Annotated in this window: 10 protein-coding genes; 3 read left to right on the top strand and 7 right to left on the bottom strand. The window is 36.6% G+C overall.

The window, feature by feature from the left end:
• Nucleotides 1-105: 105 nt before the first annotated feature.
• Both AC58DT_RS04405 and AC58DT_RS04400 read right to left on the bottom strand, forming a co-directional pair.
• Nucleotides 106-1,713, bottom strand: coding sequence for a hypothetical protein (locus tag AC58DT_RS04405; RefSeq protein WP_497215614.1), 1,608 nt, complete (start codon nucleotides 1,711-1,713; stop codon nucleotides 106-108).
• 193 nt (nucleotides 1,714-1,906) lie between these two features.
• Entirely contained in the window at nucleotides 1,907-2,572 is a 666-nt protein-coding gene (locus tag AC58DT_RS04400) for a hypothetical protein (RefSeq protein ID WP_497215613.1), read from the bottom strand.
• Nucleotides 2,573-3,020: 448 nt separating this feature from the next.
• Between AC58DT_RS04400 and AC58DT_RS04395 the strand changes: the two genes are divergently transcribed.
• Both AC58DT_RS04395 and AC58DT_RS04390 read left to right on the top strand, forming a co-directional pair.
• Nucleotides 3,021-5,810 (top strand): FIDD domain-containing protein, encoded by a 2,790-nt coding sequence (locus tag AC58DT_RS04395; protein ID WP_497215612.1) that lies wholly within the window; start codon nucleotides 3,021-3,023, stop codon nucleotides 5,808-5,810.
• Nucleotides 5,811-6,062: 252 nt separating this feature from the next.
• Nucleotides 6,063-6,389 (top strand): hypothetical protein, encoded by a 327-nt coding sequence (locus tag AC58DT_RS04390; RefSeq protein WP_497215611.1) that lies wholly within the window; start codon nucleotides 6,063-6,065, stop codon nucleotides 6,387-6,389.
• Nucleotides 6,390-6,590: 201 nt separating this feature from the next.
• Here the strand turns inward: AC58DT_RS04390 and AC58DT_RS04385 are convergent, their stop codons facing one another.
• The 5 genes from AC58DT_RS04385 to AC58DT_RS04365 all read right to left on the bottom strand — a co-directional run bounded on the left by AC58DT_RS04385 (nucleotide 6,591) and on the right by AC58DT_RS04365 (nucleotide 13,773).
• Entirely contained in the window at nucleotides 6,591-7,109 is a 519-nt protein-coding gene (locus AC58DT_RS04385) for a hypothetical protein (protein WP_497215610.1), read from the bottom strand.
• 127 nt (nucleotides 7,110-7,236) lie between these two features.
• On the bottom strand, nucleotides 7,237-7,671 hold the full coding sequence (locus tag AC58DT_RS04380; protein WP_417559133.1) for a hypothetical protein: 435 nt from the start codon (nucleotides 7,669-7,671) through the stop codon (nucleotides 7,237-7,239).
• A 153-nt stretch (nucleotides 7,672-7,824) separates the two neighbouring features.
• Nucleotides 7,825-9,057 (bottom strand): ApeA N-terminal domain 1-containing protein, encoded by a 1,233-nt coding sequence (locus AC58DT_RS04375; RefSeq protein WP_497215609.1) that lies wholly within the window; start codon nucleotides 9,055-9,057, stop codon nucleotides 7,825-7,827.
• A gap of 8 nt (nucleotides 9,058-9,065) precedes the next feature.
• Nucleotides 9,066-12,329 (bottom strand): Eco57I restriction-modification methylase domain-containing protein, encoded by a 3,264-nt coding sequence (locus AC58DT_RS04370; RefSeq protein ID WP_497215608.1) that lies wholly within the window; start codon nucleotides 12,327-12,329, stop codon nucleotides 9,066-9,068.
• 793 nt (nucleotides 12,330-13,122) lie between these two features.
• Entirely contained in the window at nucleotides 13,123-13,773 is a 651-nt protein-coding gene (locus AC58DT_RS04365; RefSeq protein ID WP_497215606.1) for a hypothetical protein, read from the bottom strand.
• Nucleotides 13,774-14,402: 629 nt separating this feature from the next.
• Here AC58DT_RS04365 and AC58DT_RS04360 point away from each other — a divergent pair.
• Nucleotides 14,403-16,184, top strand: coding sequence for an AMP-dependent synthetase/ligase (locus AC58DT_RS04360; protein ID WP_497215604.1), 1,782 nt, complete (start codon nucleotides 14,403-14,405; stop codon nucleotides 16,182-16,184).
• The last annotated feature ends 4 nt before the right edge of the window (nucleotides 16,185-16,188 follow it).

Raw genomic sequence — 16,188 nt, 5'->3', positions numbered from 1 at the left:
TGTTGTGGTGCAGTCAAGCTCATCCCCCCTCTGAAGAGCTTGTCCCGAGCTTGGCGAGAGAGGGTTAGGGGGATGTTACAAGCAGTCTCATAAGTTTAACTCTTTTTAATCATTACCCATACCTCCTACTTTCTCAACTGCCGGCGTTAATTCATTTTTTAATACATTTAAAATCTCATCCATAATTGCCCATTTTTCTTCCGGTATTCTGTCTAGGCCGTGATTAAATTTGGTACTATAATCAAGGTTTTTAAAAAACGTATCTCCGCCCAGTTTTACAAATAGATACTCCATCTTGCCCAAATTGGGTTTGGCATAGCAGCATATCATCCACAGATTGTAGGCAGATAGATAATGCGGTTGGTAGGAAAGTTTTGAGTATATCAGCGTCCTAAAGGCTCTTAAAATGGCGGTGGCGAACATAGTATTTAGACCTTCCGCATTATCTAGAGCAGCATGCTCGCGAAGCACAAAGTATTGGGCAATCATTTTATCCGTAGCCTTGTACATAGAATCCAAGTCGCCATAATAGGGATTGCGGCATTTTTCCCAATGCATTGTAAATTGTTTGTACGGGATTTTGAATATCCTGTTTTCCAATGTCATAATTTTTTTAAAGAATTCCTGATGGATAAAGAGGTTGTCTTGTATCCAAAACCGTGTGTGCCCTATTAGGATTACATTACAGGCTGTAGTAGCCTTTGCGGTAACGGACTGTTGCATCCTATTCAAAATTGCCGTCCCTATCCCCGCTCCTATCAACAATAAATAGTAAAAGGTAGAGGTATCCGTTTGGGTTGTATGAAAGAGATAAATCTCTTCCGGCTGTTTTATTTTGTTTATTTGCGCTACCACTTCAAACAATTGTTGGTCCATAGGTGATTTTTCTGCTACAGCAATTGGTTTATCGGTGCTGGGTTTATTGCACTTGATTCTTTTTTTTAGTGCCAGAAAGCGATCCGAGACCATAGTGTACAATTGCTCCTCAACTTCTTTAATGGCGGGATATAGATTCCAGTTTAGCATCATTTCATCCCCATCCTCCGCCGCCTGTATTGCCACTTCCAGTTGTGCGATCAGGTAGTATGTACTTCCATTTTGTTTTACAAATAAGTCTTCAATGGATGGTAGGTATTGGGCTAGGAATTTTATGCGTTCCGTGAGACTATTGCCGTTAAAACTATGCCCTATATAAAGCCGTTCCAAATACGTTAGATGTTGTTCGTACAAGGAAATATAGGTCAGGAAAATGCTGGTACGTGCCTTTACAACAAAAAAATCGTTCACCATATTCATTAAGAACTCGTTTTCTTGATTATATTCATATTCATACTTTTTAAATCGCTTCTTAAAGGCCTTCCAATTCGTTTTAGGCTGAAATATATTTTCATTGTCTTGATATACCTTTGTGGCTGATGTACAATAGGTGGGAATAAATGGATTTCCTTCTTTATATCCATCTATCATTTGCAGCTTATTTAATACATGAAAAAATAATTGTTGTTTCTTTTGGGCCCTGCAGAGCCATTTTCTTGTTTCTATTTGGTCGCAGTGTTTATAATCCACTACAAAAAAAACCAAGTGTGGAGGCGATGTGCTGGTTGCAGGATGAAAATAAATACTTTCTATAGAGAATTCTAAAATTAGCTGTCGCAGTTTGACAGCCAATTCTGGTGGCAGAATCTGAAATGATTGGCTTTGAATTGTTTCCATGACATAATTTTTAAAGATTGCTTCAGTAAAGCTCTTTTAATGTGCAGGCATATTCAAGTTTATAAAAGGATATTTTAGAAACGTCATTGCGAAGAAGCGACAACAGGAGCGACTGAAGCAATCTCTCGAAGTGTAGTTACAATCATGATAACAAGTACCCTAATAAGATTACCACGACCTATCAACCTCACAATTAAGGGTTAACACCATTATCTTTTTCAATATAGAAATAAATAGCATCCAAAAAAATACGCATAAGCGTAAACCACATTACGAGTTGTAAATGCTTTTTAAGTATTGGGTCATTTTCAAAAGCCCACCTTTGTTTTGGGGTTACCGGTTTGTCGAAAATGGTGATTTGTTCAAGCAGCCTGTCATAATAGGGTTTCCCCACTATGTTCAGCATTGAAGCTGCCAATTCCACTTGAAATTCCTCAAGGGGCATTAAGGTGATCGCAACCTTCATGGTCATGGGGATTTCAAAGTTAGGCCAATCACCCTCCGGGTTACCATAAAATCTATTTCCAAACAGTCGCCAACATTCACTTAATAAAAACATAAGGAGCATTGCCAAGCCCACCGTTTTCAGTATTTGTTTATTGTTTATACCCGGAAAATCCATTTTTGCCTCTAAAAAATCCGTTATTGAATAGTTCCCCTCTTCCAGAATTTCGGGTATATTCAAATAAAGCTTATAGGCTTCTGAATCTTCCATACTCTGTAGCCATAGTAGGATGCCCTCGTTTAATGTTTCCTCTGTTTGGTCATCAAATAATTCTCGAAGAACCAGTTTCGCCTGTTTCATATTGGTTACATACAGGTAGCCTTGTGTTTTATTATTTTCCTTCCCCGCTTTCATACCGTACTTTTTAATGGATTAGCGAAGTGAAGTTCTTTATCAAAAAGCGGATATACCATTCTGAGGATGTATAATTTATCTTTACTAGGGGATATTTTAGAAGGAACAAGGGTCAGGCTTATTGACATATTTGTTAAATGTGATTTGCAGCCGTAGGCTGTAGGCTGTAAGCTATAAGCTCTAAAATAAAATCCAAGAGTCTCATAATCCATTCCCCCAATTGTCTAATTGCTAATTGGTCATTAAACATTGTTCCTAGCACCTATATTCACCACCTGTCCGTAGAAAAAATTCCAGAAAATGATTGTATTACAGGAGAAAGCAAAAACCCTTTAAAGCATAACAATCTTAGAGAAAATCCCTTTCAAGCGTATCAATATGAGCATCATATTTTTAATTCATAGTATCCCTTCTTTATTTGGTTATATTTGCCGAAAAATTGGAAACCATGAAAAAGGGATTACTACTACTATTACTATCATTATATTTTAATCTTCACGCCCAACTCGGGGGTGATTTGGATGTTACCTATGGCACGGGCGGCATTGCCGAATATACCATTACCGTTAATGGCGAACTAAGAGGCGTTACTATTTATGACAGCTACCAACTCCCAGATGGCAAATTACTGGCAGTGGGCATCGCCCAGTCTGGATGTTCTAATTATAGGGTTTACTATGGCGTAATACTTCGCCTTAACCCCAATGGAAGTCTGGATGCTTCCTTTCAGGATGGAGGCTATGGTTTTTATGGAGACACCGGTTTTAGGCAAATAAAACCAATGGGTGCCAACACCTTTTTGGTAGGTAAATCGGATAGACTTAGAAAAATTGATGTAGATGGGAATATTGATATGACATTTGGAGTAGATGGTACTATAATGACCGCTATGTCCTTAAGTAGTTTAGCCCTACATCCTGATGGTTCCTTTATCTTAGGTGGTAGCACAATGAACTCGGCAGGAAAATATGAACTCACTGTTTCGAAAGTATTTGCCGATGGTTCTGTTGATACCAGTTTTGCCACTGATGGCTATTATAAAATCCCTTATCAGGAGTTGGCGGCGCATACCTTATATGAACTACAATTGGATGCTTCCAACAGAATTCTTATAAACGGCCGTAAACAACGGAGCCAAAATAATGGAAATGTGTTATTGATTCGTCTTACCCCTCAAGGCGATCCCGATACTTCATTTGCAGATGATGGTGTATATGTAGATTTATACCATCATAACGGGTTGGCAAATAAGGTAGTTATTGAAGATAATGGCAACCTCTTAATTGCTGGCCATGGTTTGGATACCGCATTTGGTGATTTGGGGATGATACTTTCCCGCTTAAATAGCAATGGAATTATTGATACCACTTTTGGAACGAATGGCAGAGCTTTTCATCCTATCTATAGTGATTCTGAGCCAACAAGCATTCATCCTTTTGAAAATGGCTATGTAATTTCTGGAGTAGGCTATAATAATTTATTTGTGGCCAAGGTAACTGTTGATGGCGCCTTGGACACCACTTTTGATGATGACGGATTTGTAATTGTGGATTCTTTTGAATATACGGGGTATAGCACCAGTTCAACAATCGATGGCAACAGGATGATTATTGCTGCCAATAATAATTTTGCGCATTGTGCCCAATCTAAATATAAGGCTCAATTTATAAGAATCTTTTTAAATGATGAGGGTCTTCAGGTCACTGCTTTTCCCGGGGAGGATCTTGAGGCATGTGAGGAGAACAACAACGGGATAGCATTATTTGACCTTTCCCAAAATGATGCCCCTATACTTTCGGGTCAAGCGGGAGTAACCCTTACTTACCATGAAACACTTGCCGATGCTGAAACAGGTAGCAATCCCATTGCAAATATTACGGCATATACCAACCTTACCAATCCGCAAACAGTATATGCCCGAGTACAGGACGATAACAATGCTGATTTTGATACTACTTTTTTCAATCTTCTGGTTAATCCCAAACCTATTGTTCCCCCTATGGTGGATAGTATCGTTCAATGTGGGCCAGGAACTTTTGACCTTACCCAACGGGATTCTGCTATATACGGGACGCAGTCGCCTATGGAGTATACCGTTGTATATTTTGAGACCTTGGAAGATGCCCAAAATAACGTTTCACCAATTATGGATTCTAATGCATATAATATTATAGGAAGTAACCAAACAATATATGCGCGTTTGCAGCACAATACCACGCTCTGCTTTAACACTGTTTCCTTCGAAATTGAAGCCCTACCCGTACCGGATGATAGTGCCATAGTAAGCGAGTTTGCTATTTGCGAAATAGATTTTGATGGTCAAAGCGTTTTTGATCTTACCACTAAAATCCCGGAAATTTTGGGCGGGCAAGACCCGGGGCAATATTCCGTATTCTTTTTTCAAAGTGCATTAGATGCCGCTAACAATATCGACCCCATAATGAATACCACTGCTTTTACGAATGTAACGAATCCGCAGGTTCTTTATACTGGTATCCTAAATACAGTAACGGGTTGTTATGTAGGTGGAACACAGAATTTTGAGCTAGAAGTGCGGGGCGTTGTGCTGTCTCAGGAACCCCCTGATATGTTTGTGGATGAGGGCGATGGTAATGGCATTGCAGTTTTTGATCTTACACAAAATGAAGCTATAATGCTTGGATCTCAAAACCCTGCTACCTTCTCCTTTTCTTATTTTGAAAGTCTTGCCGATGCCACCATTAATGAAAATGTCATTGCAGTTCCTACGGCCTATACTAATATTTCCAATCCCCAATCAATTTTTGTAAGGATTGAAAATACAGATACGGGATGCTTTACGCTAGCAGAATTTGAAATAGAAACCGACGAAACAATCGTACTATTGGATAGTGATCAGGATGGGGTACCCGATATTGATGAAGACATTAATGGCAACGGAGATTTTGACGATGATGATACCGATGGCGACGGTATTCCCAATTATCTTGATATGGATGATGATGGCGATACCGTACCTACTGCTATTGAAATAGAGGGAATCGGTGCGGGCATTAGCGTTATTGATACTGATGGGGACGGCATTCAGAATTATCTTGACAACGATGATGACGGAGATGGTGTTCTTACCGAAGATGAAGATTACAACCACAACGGCAGCCCATTGGATGATGACCTCAATGCAAATGGCCTCCCTGACTTTTTAGATGCGCTTGTGGCTCTCTCGGTTGGCAACAACAATATGGAAACCCACCGCTAGTGCGCGATTGTATCGCGTTCCTTTCCGGCTCAACCATAATAGCGAAATACCACAATACAATCCAATAATCCTTTTTCCTTTGCATAATCTGCACATCTTTCTATCCTCCAGCTCTTTCTCCTTTTGGCACGAGCTACTACCGTCGAGGCAAGAACAACGAAAATTAGTACGTCCCCTAATTTACCACTTCCAAGAATTTTTTATCCCCCTCCCCTTTAGCATCTTGTAAGGCAAATACTTAAATCCGCTATTATGAAAAGCAAGAAAACCCAATTAAAACATTTAAAGAAATCAGCAAAGGACTCGCTGGTAACTCTCCAACCGTCAAAGAATAATTCAAATAAATTTAAAGCCAGCTTTCTGTATTTTGAAGGCTATCTGGATTTATTCACCACGATCGAATCCCTTCTCAATGTATGTATACTGGCAACTCAGGGAGATGGTTTTTGTCCGCCTCATATCAAGGAGCACGAGCGTGACATTAGAAAAACCTTAGAACTCGCGGCACAACTGCTGCCTTTTGAGGAAGGGGAGTTTTTGGATAAGGCTTATGAAGTATTTATAAAGAATGGCGAGTGACAGTAGGTAGCGCCAAGTTTAGGTAACTGGTATTGAATCTGCCAATAGTAGCAATATATATAGCTTTATATCTCGCTAGAAGTACTGCCACAATTTAATCGGATTCCCTAGTTATTAAATCGTTTCATCATCTCTAATTAGGTGGTTGCCATATTTGGAATTAATGAATACCCTTTAGAAATGGCCACAGAAGCAGAAAGATTATTTAAGCTTCCATAAATATTCAGAGAAAACTGGTTTATTGATGTAGAAAGAATATTTATTAAGGAATGAATCATACAATGCATTGTAATTGCAGCCACTTAAAGGAAATAGAATGATTTCTAAAGGTTGTAAACTCTTGTCCCCGAAACCCAGGACGATAAAAACCTTGTTTTCGTTTTTATCTATCGCCTTGTATCTTCTTAATTGCTTTTCATTGCACCATTCAATCTTATTTTCCCTATTGTAAACTCCACGACGCCATTTTGCCTCCACATAAAATTCCTTTCCGGTTTTTTTGTCTCGAAATTTAAAATCTGGTTTTAAACTGGACTCAATATAATCACCATTGTTGGAGTGATAATCGTGGGTTCGATGTACGAGATCATAGTCTGATTTTGGGAATAGGTATTTTCTAACATAGTCCTCGAACTCCTCTCCCTTTATGAAAGAATCTGGTTTGTTTACTTCGTTTTTTAATGCAGTAATGCCTTTGGTAATTTTTTTGAAGAGGCTCATGGTTTTAAATAAGCTATTGGTTTTTGCTAAAATATAAATTTACTGTGGGTAAATATAGGTTCTGTTGAATTTTAGTGCCAAGACAAGAGCGGAATTGCATTGGCATGAAAATATTTACATAAATGAATTATCTTTTTCTTCGTTTCCTTTTCGGTTTAGTTCTAAAAAATATCGGCTTTTGAATTTCATCTTCGACTATCTCAATACCTTGATTTCTTAGCACCATTTCAATATATTCTGGGTCCTGCCCTACCTGCAATGCCAAATCTTTAATGGTTACTCCTTTTAAATAATTACTTTGGATTTTCTGTTTGTCAATTTCTGTTATGTATTTCAGATTATGATCAGACTTTTGTGGAAGTTTTGCTTCATAATTTAGAAGAACTTTAATAATATCTGGAAGAACCGTCGGATTAATTTTTATTGATTCGGCTTTTTTATTTGAGTTTATAATTGTTTGCGTTATCTCAATATAAAACTTGCCATTTTCATGCTTTACCAAATCAATCAAAAAATCACTTTTGTCAAACTCAAGCTGTGTGGTTTTAATAATCGTTTTCATAGGGTAAATCATTAAATATTTAAAAATCCCTTATTTAATATATTTTAACCAAGTTCTATAGAATAGATTTACCCTCCGTTTTCCATGTTTAAACATGGAAAACGGAGGGTTCTTTCATAGATGATGAAGCGTTTGTTTCTAATTTTAAATTATTTAATCATTAATTTCTAAAATATCTTTATTCAATAATTTATTGACTGACTGCATATCTTGATATGTAGATTTAGCTCTACCTATAATTTTTTCAATAATTTTTTCGGAAGCTTCCATTTTTTTCATCAAACCTATACCAACTATATAATCTAATAAAAACGAAATATATAGTAATTCAAATTGTGAAAAAATATTGTTCTCAATTTTATTACGGTGAGTCAAAAAATCCCTATGTCTCACAATTTTAGAAACATATCCTTTGATTTCATTTTCAGGAATTGAAGTAATTCTCTGAATTAACTCTTTATGCTCTAATAAATACTTTTCTACGGTTGGGTTTTTATATGTTTTACCGAATTTAAAACTATAGGCTTCAAAAGCAGAGTAAGAATTTGTAAATCTTCTGCTATGACTTGTTTTTACAGATAGTAAATTTTCAATTATTATATCTGCACAATACGTAATATCGGGATTCGTAAACCAATGTTTAATTATTTTGGATAAATCTTCATTAATTGCATCATAATCCAGTGTAATAAACCCTGAAATGTTCTCCTTATTAAAGTCATCCTTATAATATAAGGAAGCCCACTTACCACAACTTAAACATTTAAAATTAAAGGACTTAAACTGAACAGATTTACCGTAAATGAAATGAAATAATTTTTGGAATAAATTGTAAAGTTCTATACTTTCCAGAATACTCAAATTCTTTCCTAACTTGTAATCTACATAGCCTACGTTATCCATTCTTAAAAATTCGTGATTGGAAGTGTATGAAGTAGATTTTGTTATTGTTAAAGTTAAGTCTTCTGAAATAACTGTTTGGTGTTTTATGTCCTCTTGTTTTTCAACCTTATCTTCGATTGAATTATACCAGTTCATTTTTCTTACCCATTTGACAATTGCTGTATTATCGATTTGAAACTCATTTGTCTTGAGGTTTATGGGGTCAATTAGATGATAAGCACAAACAAAAGTGTATTTAGGTCTATAAACTTTAGTTTCGACAATACCAGTACTACTATGCTGAATGTTACAGTTAACAAAGGTTACATAGCCCAAGCCAGTAAACATTCCATAAATAACATCTATTTGATAGGCAGTATATTTCTCGGTGAGGTTTGTAGTAATAAATATCTTATCCTCTATCAATTCAAGAACACAGAAGCATTTTGCATCCTCTGATTCCTTGAACCATACTTCACCGAAATATTTATTTTCTTTAAACATATATCCTATTAACTATTCTCTACAATGTCTCGTTCTTCTTGTGTAAGGCCATAGAGGTCGTACACCATTGTATCTATTGTTTTTTCTGTTAGGGTTATTTGGTTTTGTAGCGCTTGCGCTTTTTTCTTGTTGTCCTCAAAAAGTTCCAACCACTCAAACTCATCTTTTTTGGTAAGTGGTGTACCTCCTGCCTTTTTAATGGCCTTGTTGAGTTCTTTTATAAAATCTGCAAAGTCTAACTCGTGCCAGTTTTCGATTTTTTTATTAATGTCAATGTTTAGTTGACTTAAAATAAATTTTATGAACTGTTTATTTTGCTTATAAAAACTTGAATAAATATTTAAAATCTTGGTAACAGCATCATTTAAATTTTCTGATTCATAATTATTTGGTAAGGGTATATTTAAAATATACTGACTTTTCAACCTTAAATAACCACCTCTTGCTTTTACACATACAGAATTAAGATATACCTCAATGAGTTTAGAATTTAGAATACCTAAAATACTTTTAGAGTTAGTTGGTAAACCAAAACAAGTCATATCCATTAAAACATCCTTTGCAATAGAGAAATTTACAGAACTTGATATATCGGGATAGACTATATATTCTTGACGAAAAGGAAAATCCAATTTAATTTGTTGGTACTCATACCATTTTTTAGTTCCTTTTTCTATTCCCTTATCTATTATTGCTCTGTTCGATAATATATCCTTATTCTTTTCAAGAAAATTTAAAACTTCTTTGTGATCATCAAAATCTTCTATTAAAATTAAACCTCGATTATTAGATTCTTTATATGGAAACACAGTCTTATTTGCAGTTTCAACTGGGCTATATTTTTTTACCTCTCTACCTACTAAATAATCTTTCAGTAAAATAGAGTTTTCAATTTCTTTAGGAACTTCTTCTTTTTTGATTATATATGAGGCGTTTGAACCAGTTTTAATTCCAACTTGAGGTTTTTCAATAATTTCTGATAGTTTGTTATTCTCATCTTCTAATTTTCTCAATATAGAGAACAACTTATTATCAAGGGAACCTGTAGACCAAGAACCTAACCTTTTAAAAATTTCAGATTGATTTACTTCGATTGAATTTTGAAAGTTATTCTGAACTTCTTGATAATTTTCTTCTGAAACTACAAGTAATTTTGATTTTGATTTATTGGAATTTGTTTTTTCCTTGTCAAAAAGTATAATTGAAGGATAAGCAACAATTCCACTAAAAACATCTAAATCTCTGAAATCAATGAATGAGTTTATTTTACTATTATTCTGCAAATATTCAATTAAAATCTTTCCGTATTTTGTTTTAGTATACTTGCTCGATACAATAAAACCACACTTTCCATTTTCTTTTAAATTCGTTAATGATTTTTCAAAGAAGAAAACATATAAGTCTGATTTACCGGTAAACACTTCATATCGCTTCTCAAAATATTTTTTTGAATCTGCATCTATAAATTCATTTCTAACATAAGGCGGATTCCCAATCACCACATCAAAGCCACCATTTTTAAAAATCTGCGGGAATTGTTCCTGCCAATTAAATGCTTTATCACCTGCCACGGCTTTACTATCAATTAGCGAATTCCCGCATTTAATGTTATTGCTCAAATCGTTGAGCTTACGTCTTGGTTGTGCGGTTCGCAACCAAAGAGATAGTTTGGCTATTTCTACTGATTCTTCATTAAGGTCAACCCCATAGATGTTATTCTCTAAAATGGTGTTCTCTATATCGCTTAATATAAGGCCGCCACCTAATACTTTTGCTTTTAATTCATCGATATAACGGTGTTCTTTAATAAGAAAATCTAACGCTTGGTTTAAAAAGGCTCCAGAGCCACAAGCAGGGTCGCAAATAGTAATCTGCAATAACCACTCGCGGTAAGTGTCCAGCACCTCTAAAAGTTGCTTTTTGGTGTTTTGGTGCGTGCCTTTTTTCACCTCGAAATAGGCTTCTTCTTTAAAGCCCAGTGCTTCTTTTTTCTCTTGGCAAAGTTTACCCACTGTATTTTCTACTATATATTTGGTAATGTATTTGGGCGTGTAGAAAACCCCATCCTTTTTGCGTTTACTCTTTTGCTTATCAAACTCACCACCTTCAATTTCGGCATTTACGCTTTCAATCTCGTTAAGCGAGTTTTCAAAGATGTGGCCTAAAATATTGACATCTACCTGACTGCTAAAATCGTATTTAGCCAGTTTGTAAGTGTGTTTGTACAACAAGTCATCGTCTATTTCCAAATTATCAAGAATAGTATCCGGTTTAAACAATCCACCGTTATAGGCATAGATTTCCGCTCGTGAGCTTGTGCCTTTTCTGCCTTCATCCAGAAAATGAAAATATTTTTTAAAGAGGTTGTAAAGTGGACGCTCATCACCAAAATCGATATCGGCTTTCCATTTGTCCAGAATTTGGATAGTTGAGTTTGGTGGTAATAGGTCTCTATCTTCCGCAAAGAAAATAAACAGGAAACGGTCTATAAGCTTTTGGGATTTTTTGAATAGGGATAGCTTTACGTTTTTTTCAAGGGCTTTTAGTTCGTTACTATTGTCTTCATCAAAGGATTGCTTCGTCGTGCCTCCTCGCAATGACATCTCTGATTTAATACGTTTGGCATTTCGTTTTACAAGATCCCTAAAAAGTTCGCGTTTAAAAACAGAATAGGCACTGTAAAATTGTTTGGTTATTTTTTCCTCTTCAATTAGTGAGGCTTCTTTTATGGTTAGCGGTAAATGGTTAAGAATGTTGTCTTTTTGTAAGCATAGGTACATTAAGGCAAACTCTTCTGGTGCTAATTGAAACAGATTGAACTCTAAAAACTCCGTAGCATCATTAATATAGAACCGCAACTTCTCAAAATTGGAAGTGATTACATAAACACAGCCTTTTTGGTTGGCTTTATAATCAAACGCCTGTTTGCGGATGCTTTCTAAATCTTTGGTATTGGTTCCCTTTAATTCTATTACCCCAACAGCTTTGGCATCCTTTAATATAGCCCCATCTGCCTTTCCTGCTCCTTTTTGGTTTTTGAATTCGGTGGTGATATTAAAATTAGGTTTTGGATTAAGCGTATAATCCAACACATTTACAAACAACTCATCCAAAAACTTAGCTTGATACTGTTCTTCCTTTGAGTTTTTTATATTTTCTTGTATGGTTACGTTATGAAAATACTTAGTGTATTTTTTATAGGCTCGTTCTATAGCGAAACTATCCTGTTGTGCTAAGTATGTTTTTAGAACTGAAGTCTGAAATAATGTCATTTATTAGCTATTGGTTTTTTTGACGTTTATCAGTGGTTTGTTGGTTTTCAAATATAAAACAATAGATATTCATCCCACTACGGAAATCCGCAATAGGAGCAAATTAAAGGGGAGAAAAGTAAAGATATTAATAAATACTATTCCGTTTACATCTAAATTATTTTTCTCGATGAAATGTCGAGTTATTGGCTATAGGCTATAGGATTTAAGCTTTAGGCATTAGGCTTTAGGCTGTAGGCGGAAATGGTGAATAGGTGAATGTAATTAACAACGAATCCCGAATCTCGAATCTCTAATCACCAGGTTCAATTCTCAATTTAAGCAGCATTCAACATTCAACTTTCAAAATTCAACATTCAAAATTCAACATTCAAAATTCAATGGATGTGAACTTGTGAGTTTGTGAATGGTCTAAAAATCTTACGTCCTACGTCTTTCCGTCTTAGGTCTTAAAGCTGTAGGCTGTAGGCTGGATGGTGAATAGGTGGATATGTGAATGGTTGTGGATTGTGGATTGCTGTAAAACAAATCCCGAATCCCAAATCACAAGGTTCAATTCTCAATTTAGACAGTATTCAAAATTCAACATTCAAAATTCAACATTAAATGGATGTGAACTTGTGAGTATGTGAATGATCTAAAAATCTTACGTCTTACAGTCCTAGGTCTTAAGTCTTTCAGCGCAGCGGTCTTACCTCCTAAGTCTTATAGAAGCGGTAGCGAAACATAAAATCAAATCGTGAACCCAAAATCAACAGACAACAAACAACAGACAACCGAAAACAGAAAACCCTCAAAATACTCCCAAAATCTCAATCCCAACAGCATCCTGCCCCAAACATGCATATTCCTCTTCCCCAAGGATCTCCAAATACCGCAGCCCGATTACGGGAATAAAATGCATTCCCTCTTTTTTCTTCACCTTCCGTTCTAGTGGCATCACCAAAACTTCCGCTTTCCCCTGTTTTGTTCTTCGAATGGGAACGGCTTCATAAGTAGTAAATAAATTTATATCGGGATCATACGCCAGCAATAAATATATTAGCTCAAAATCCGTCGCTCCCTTCGGAAATCGGCCCGAAGAGGGATCAAATCCGCGCCAGGTCAGTGTGAAATCAACTTCATCTATTTCCGGATTCCCAAAATGTTGCCGTATGCCAGCTTTGGGCGTAAAGACAAATTCCCTGAGCAACATCTTGCCCTTAAGCGTCCGCAATCCCCCTCCCATAGTACGGTTACCTTGCTCCGCTGTGGTATCCAGTAATTTTATTTTAGAGCATAGCTTCATTAGCCGCTGGTGGAGCATGCCAACGTTTTTATACTTTAACAGGGGCCGTAAGGCTATCCTAAATTCCTTGACAAATAAACTGCACATCCCAAATTCATCCGAATTATTGTAAATTCTTGGGTTTTTTTTATTATTTTCGTAATTGAATCCTCCCATGGCTAAACTTGTTGGTTTCTAGATAAATATAGAGCCTTTTTTCAAAAAAAACAAGTATTACATGCCGACTGTAAGCCGACTCCATGCCAACTGCAAGCCGACCACATGCCGTCTCCATGCCGACCACACTCCATAGATACTCCATACATGCTCCATAGATACTCCATAAATGCTTCATAGAGGCTTTATGAATACTACCTATATGCTACTCCTCTGTCGTAATGGGAATTGTCTTTAAACTGTCCTAAATCCTACGATAAAAAACAGAAGACTTTAGAAATTAGTATTGAGTAAACAACCTAAAGAATACGGTATAGCATATAGCTTGTCTTGGTTCTTGGTTCTTGGTTCTTGATTCGTGTTTCTTGATTCGTGCTTCTTGGTTCTTGGTTCTTGTCTCTAGTCTCTAGTCTCTTCTCTCTAGTCTCTAGTCTCTTCTCTCTAGTCTCTAGTCTCTTCGCTCTAGTCTCTAGTCTCTAGTCTCTGGTCTCTGGTCTCTAGTCTCCTTCCCATACCCTACTATTAATAAGCCTTTTAAAACCCAAAAATTTTATTCAGTCGACAATCCTTTTTCATTTGAATTAAAACTTAAAAAAAATCGTTATTTTCACTTCCTTAATAATTCTATCATGAAAGACCCAAAAAGACTCTTCGACTTTCCATATTATCAACTTGAAAAATATCCTCAGGAAAAAGCCCTTGTCACAAAGTACAATGGCGAATGGAAAGCCACATCCACTCAGGAATATATAGATAAGGCCAATGCGTTAAGCCGTGGTTTAATGCGACTGGGCGTAAACCCCAACGATAAAGTTGCAATAATATCTATGACCAATCGCACCGAATGGAATATCTGCGATATTGGAATTATGCAAACCGGTGCGCAGGATGTGCCCATCTACCCTACCATCTCTGAAGATGAATATGAGTATGTATTAAACCACAGTGAATCTGTTTACTGCTTTGCTTCCTGTAAGGAGGTTTATGATAAAGTTCAAAAAATCAGAAACAACGTGCCATCTTTAAAGGAGGTTTACACTTTTGATAAAATTGAAGGCGCAAAAAACTGGCAGGAGATACTTGATGAAGGCAAAGATACCAGTAACCAGGACGAGCTGGATAAAAGAAAAGAAGCCATACACGAAGATGATTTGGCAACCTTGATCTATACTTCGGGAACCACCGGAAAACCAAAGGGCGTGATGCTTTCGCATAAAAACATTGCTTCCAATTCAAAACACAGTGTGGAACGCTTGCCGCTTGATTTCGGAAAATCCACATCCCTTAGTTTCTTGCCCGTTTGCCACATTTATGAGCGCATGATTCTGTATATGTACCAATATTGTGGCGTGAGTATCCACTTTGCCGAAAGCTTGGATACTATCAGTGAAAATTTAAAGGAGGTTAAACCCGATGTAATGACTGCCGTACCGCGTTTGCTTGAGAAGGTGTACGATAAAATTTATGCCAAGGGTGCCGAACTTACGGGAATAAAGAAAAAGCTTTTCTTTTGGGCCATAGAATTAGGGTTAAAATACGAGCCCTATGGCCAAAATGGCTGGTGGTACGAAACCCAATTGAAACTTGCCAATAAACTGATTTTTAGCAAATGGCGTGAAGCCTTGGGCGGAAACCTAAAAGCTATCGCTTCTGGTAGTGCCGCTTTACAACCGCGTTTGGCAAGGGTTTTCAACGCTGCACAAATACCGGTAATGGAGGGTTATGGTCTTACGGAAACTTCGCCCGTGGTTTCGGTGAACGATATGCGTAACCACGGTTTTAAAATTGGTACAGTAGGCAAACCGCTAAGGGATACCGAAGTAAAAATTGCCGAGGATGGCGAAATTTTAGTAAAAGGTCCGCAGGTAATGTGTGGTTATTACAAAAATCAGGAACAGACGGAAGAGGTACTGAAAAATGGTTATTTCCACACAGGAGACATTGGCGAAATTGATAGTGAAGGTTTTCTAAAGATTACCGATCGCAAAAAGGAAATGTTCAAGACCAGCGGCGGAAAATATGTGGCGCCACAACTTATCGAGAATGCAATGAAGCAATCCCGTTTTATAGACCAGATAATGGTAGTGGGCGAAGGCGAAAAAATGCCAGCAGCACTAATCCAGCCTGACTTTGATTTTGTAAAGGAATGGGGAAGCAAAAAAGGAAGAAATATTCCATCAGATCCAAAGGAATTGGTAAAAAACCAAGCCGTTATAGATCGTATTCAAAAAGAAGTTGATTTTTATAACGAGCGTTTTGGAAAGTGGGAAAAGGTGAAAAAATTTGAACTTACCCCTGAGCAATGGAGCATTGAAGACGGCCATCTTACTCCTACCATGAAGATGAAACGAAAAGTAATCAAAGAGAAGTATTTAGACTTGTACAATAAGATTTATGAGCATAATTCCTAAATAT

This window comes from Aequorivita sp. CRS11 (assembly GCF_059693805.1).
This window is presented reverse-complemented; position numbering and strand designations above follow the sequence as displayed.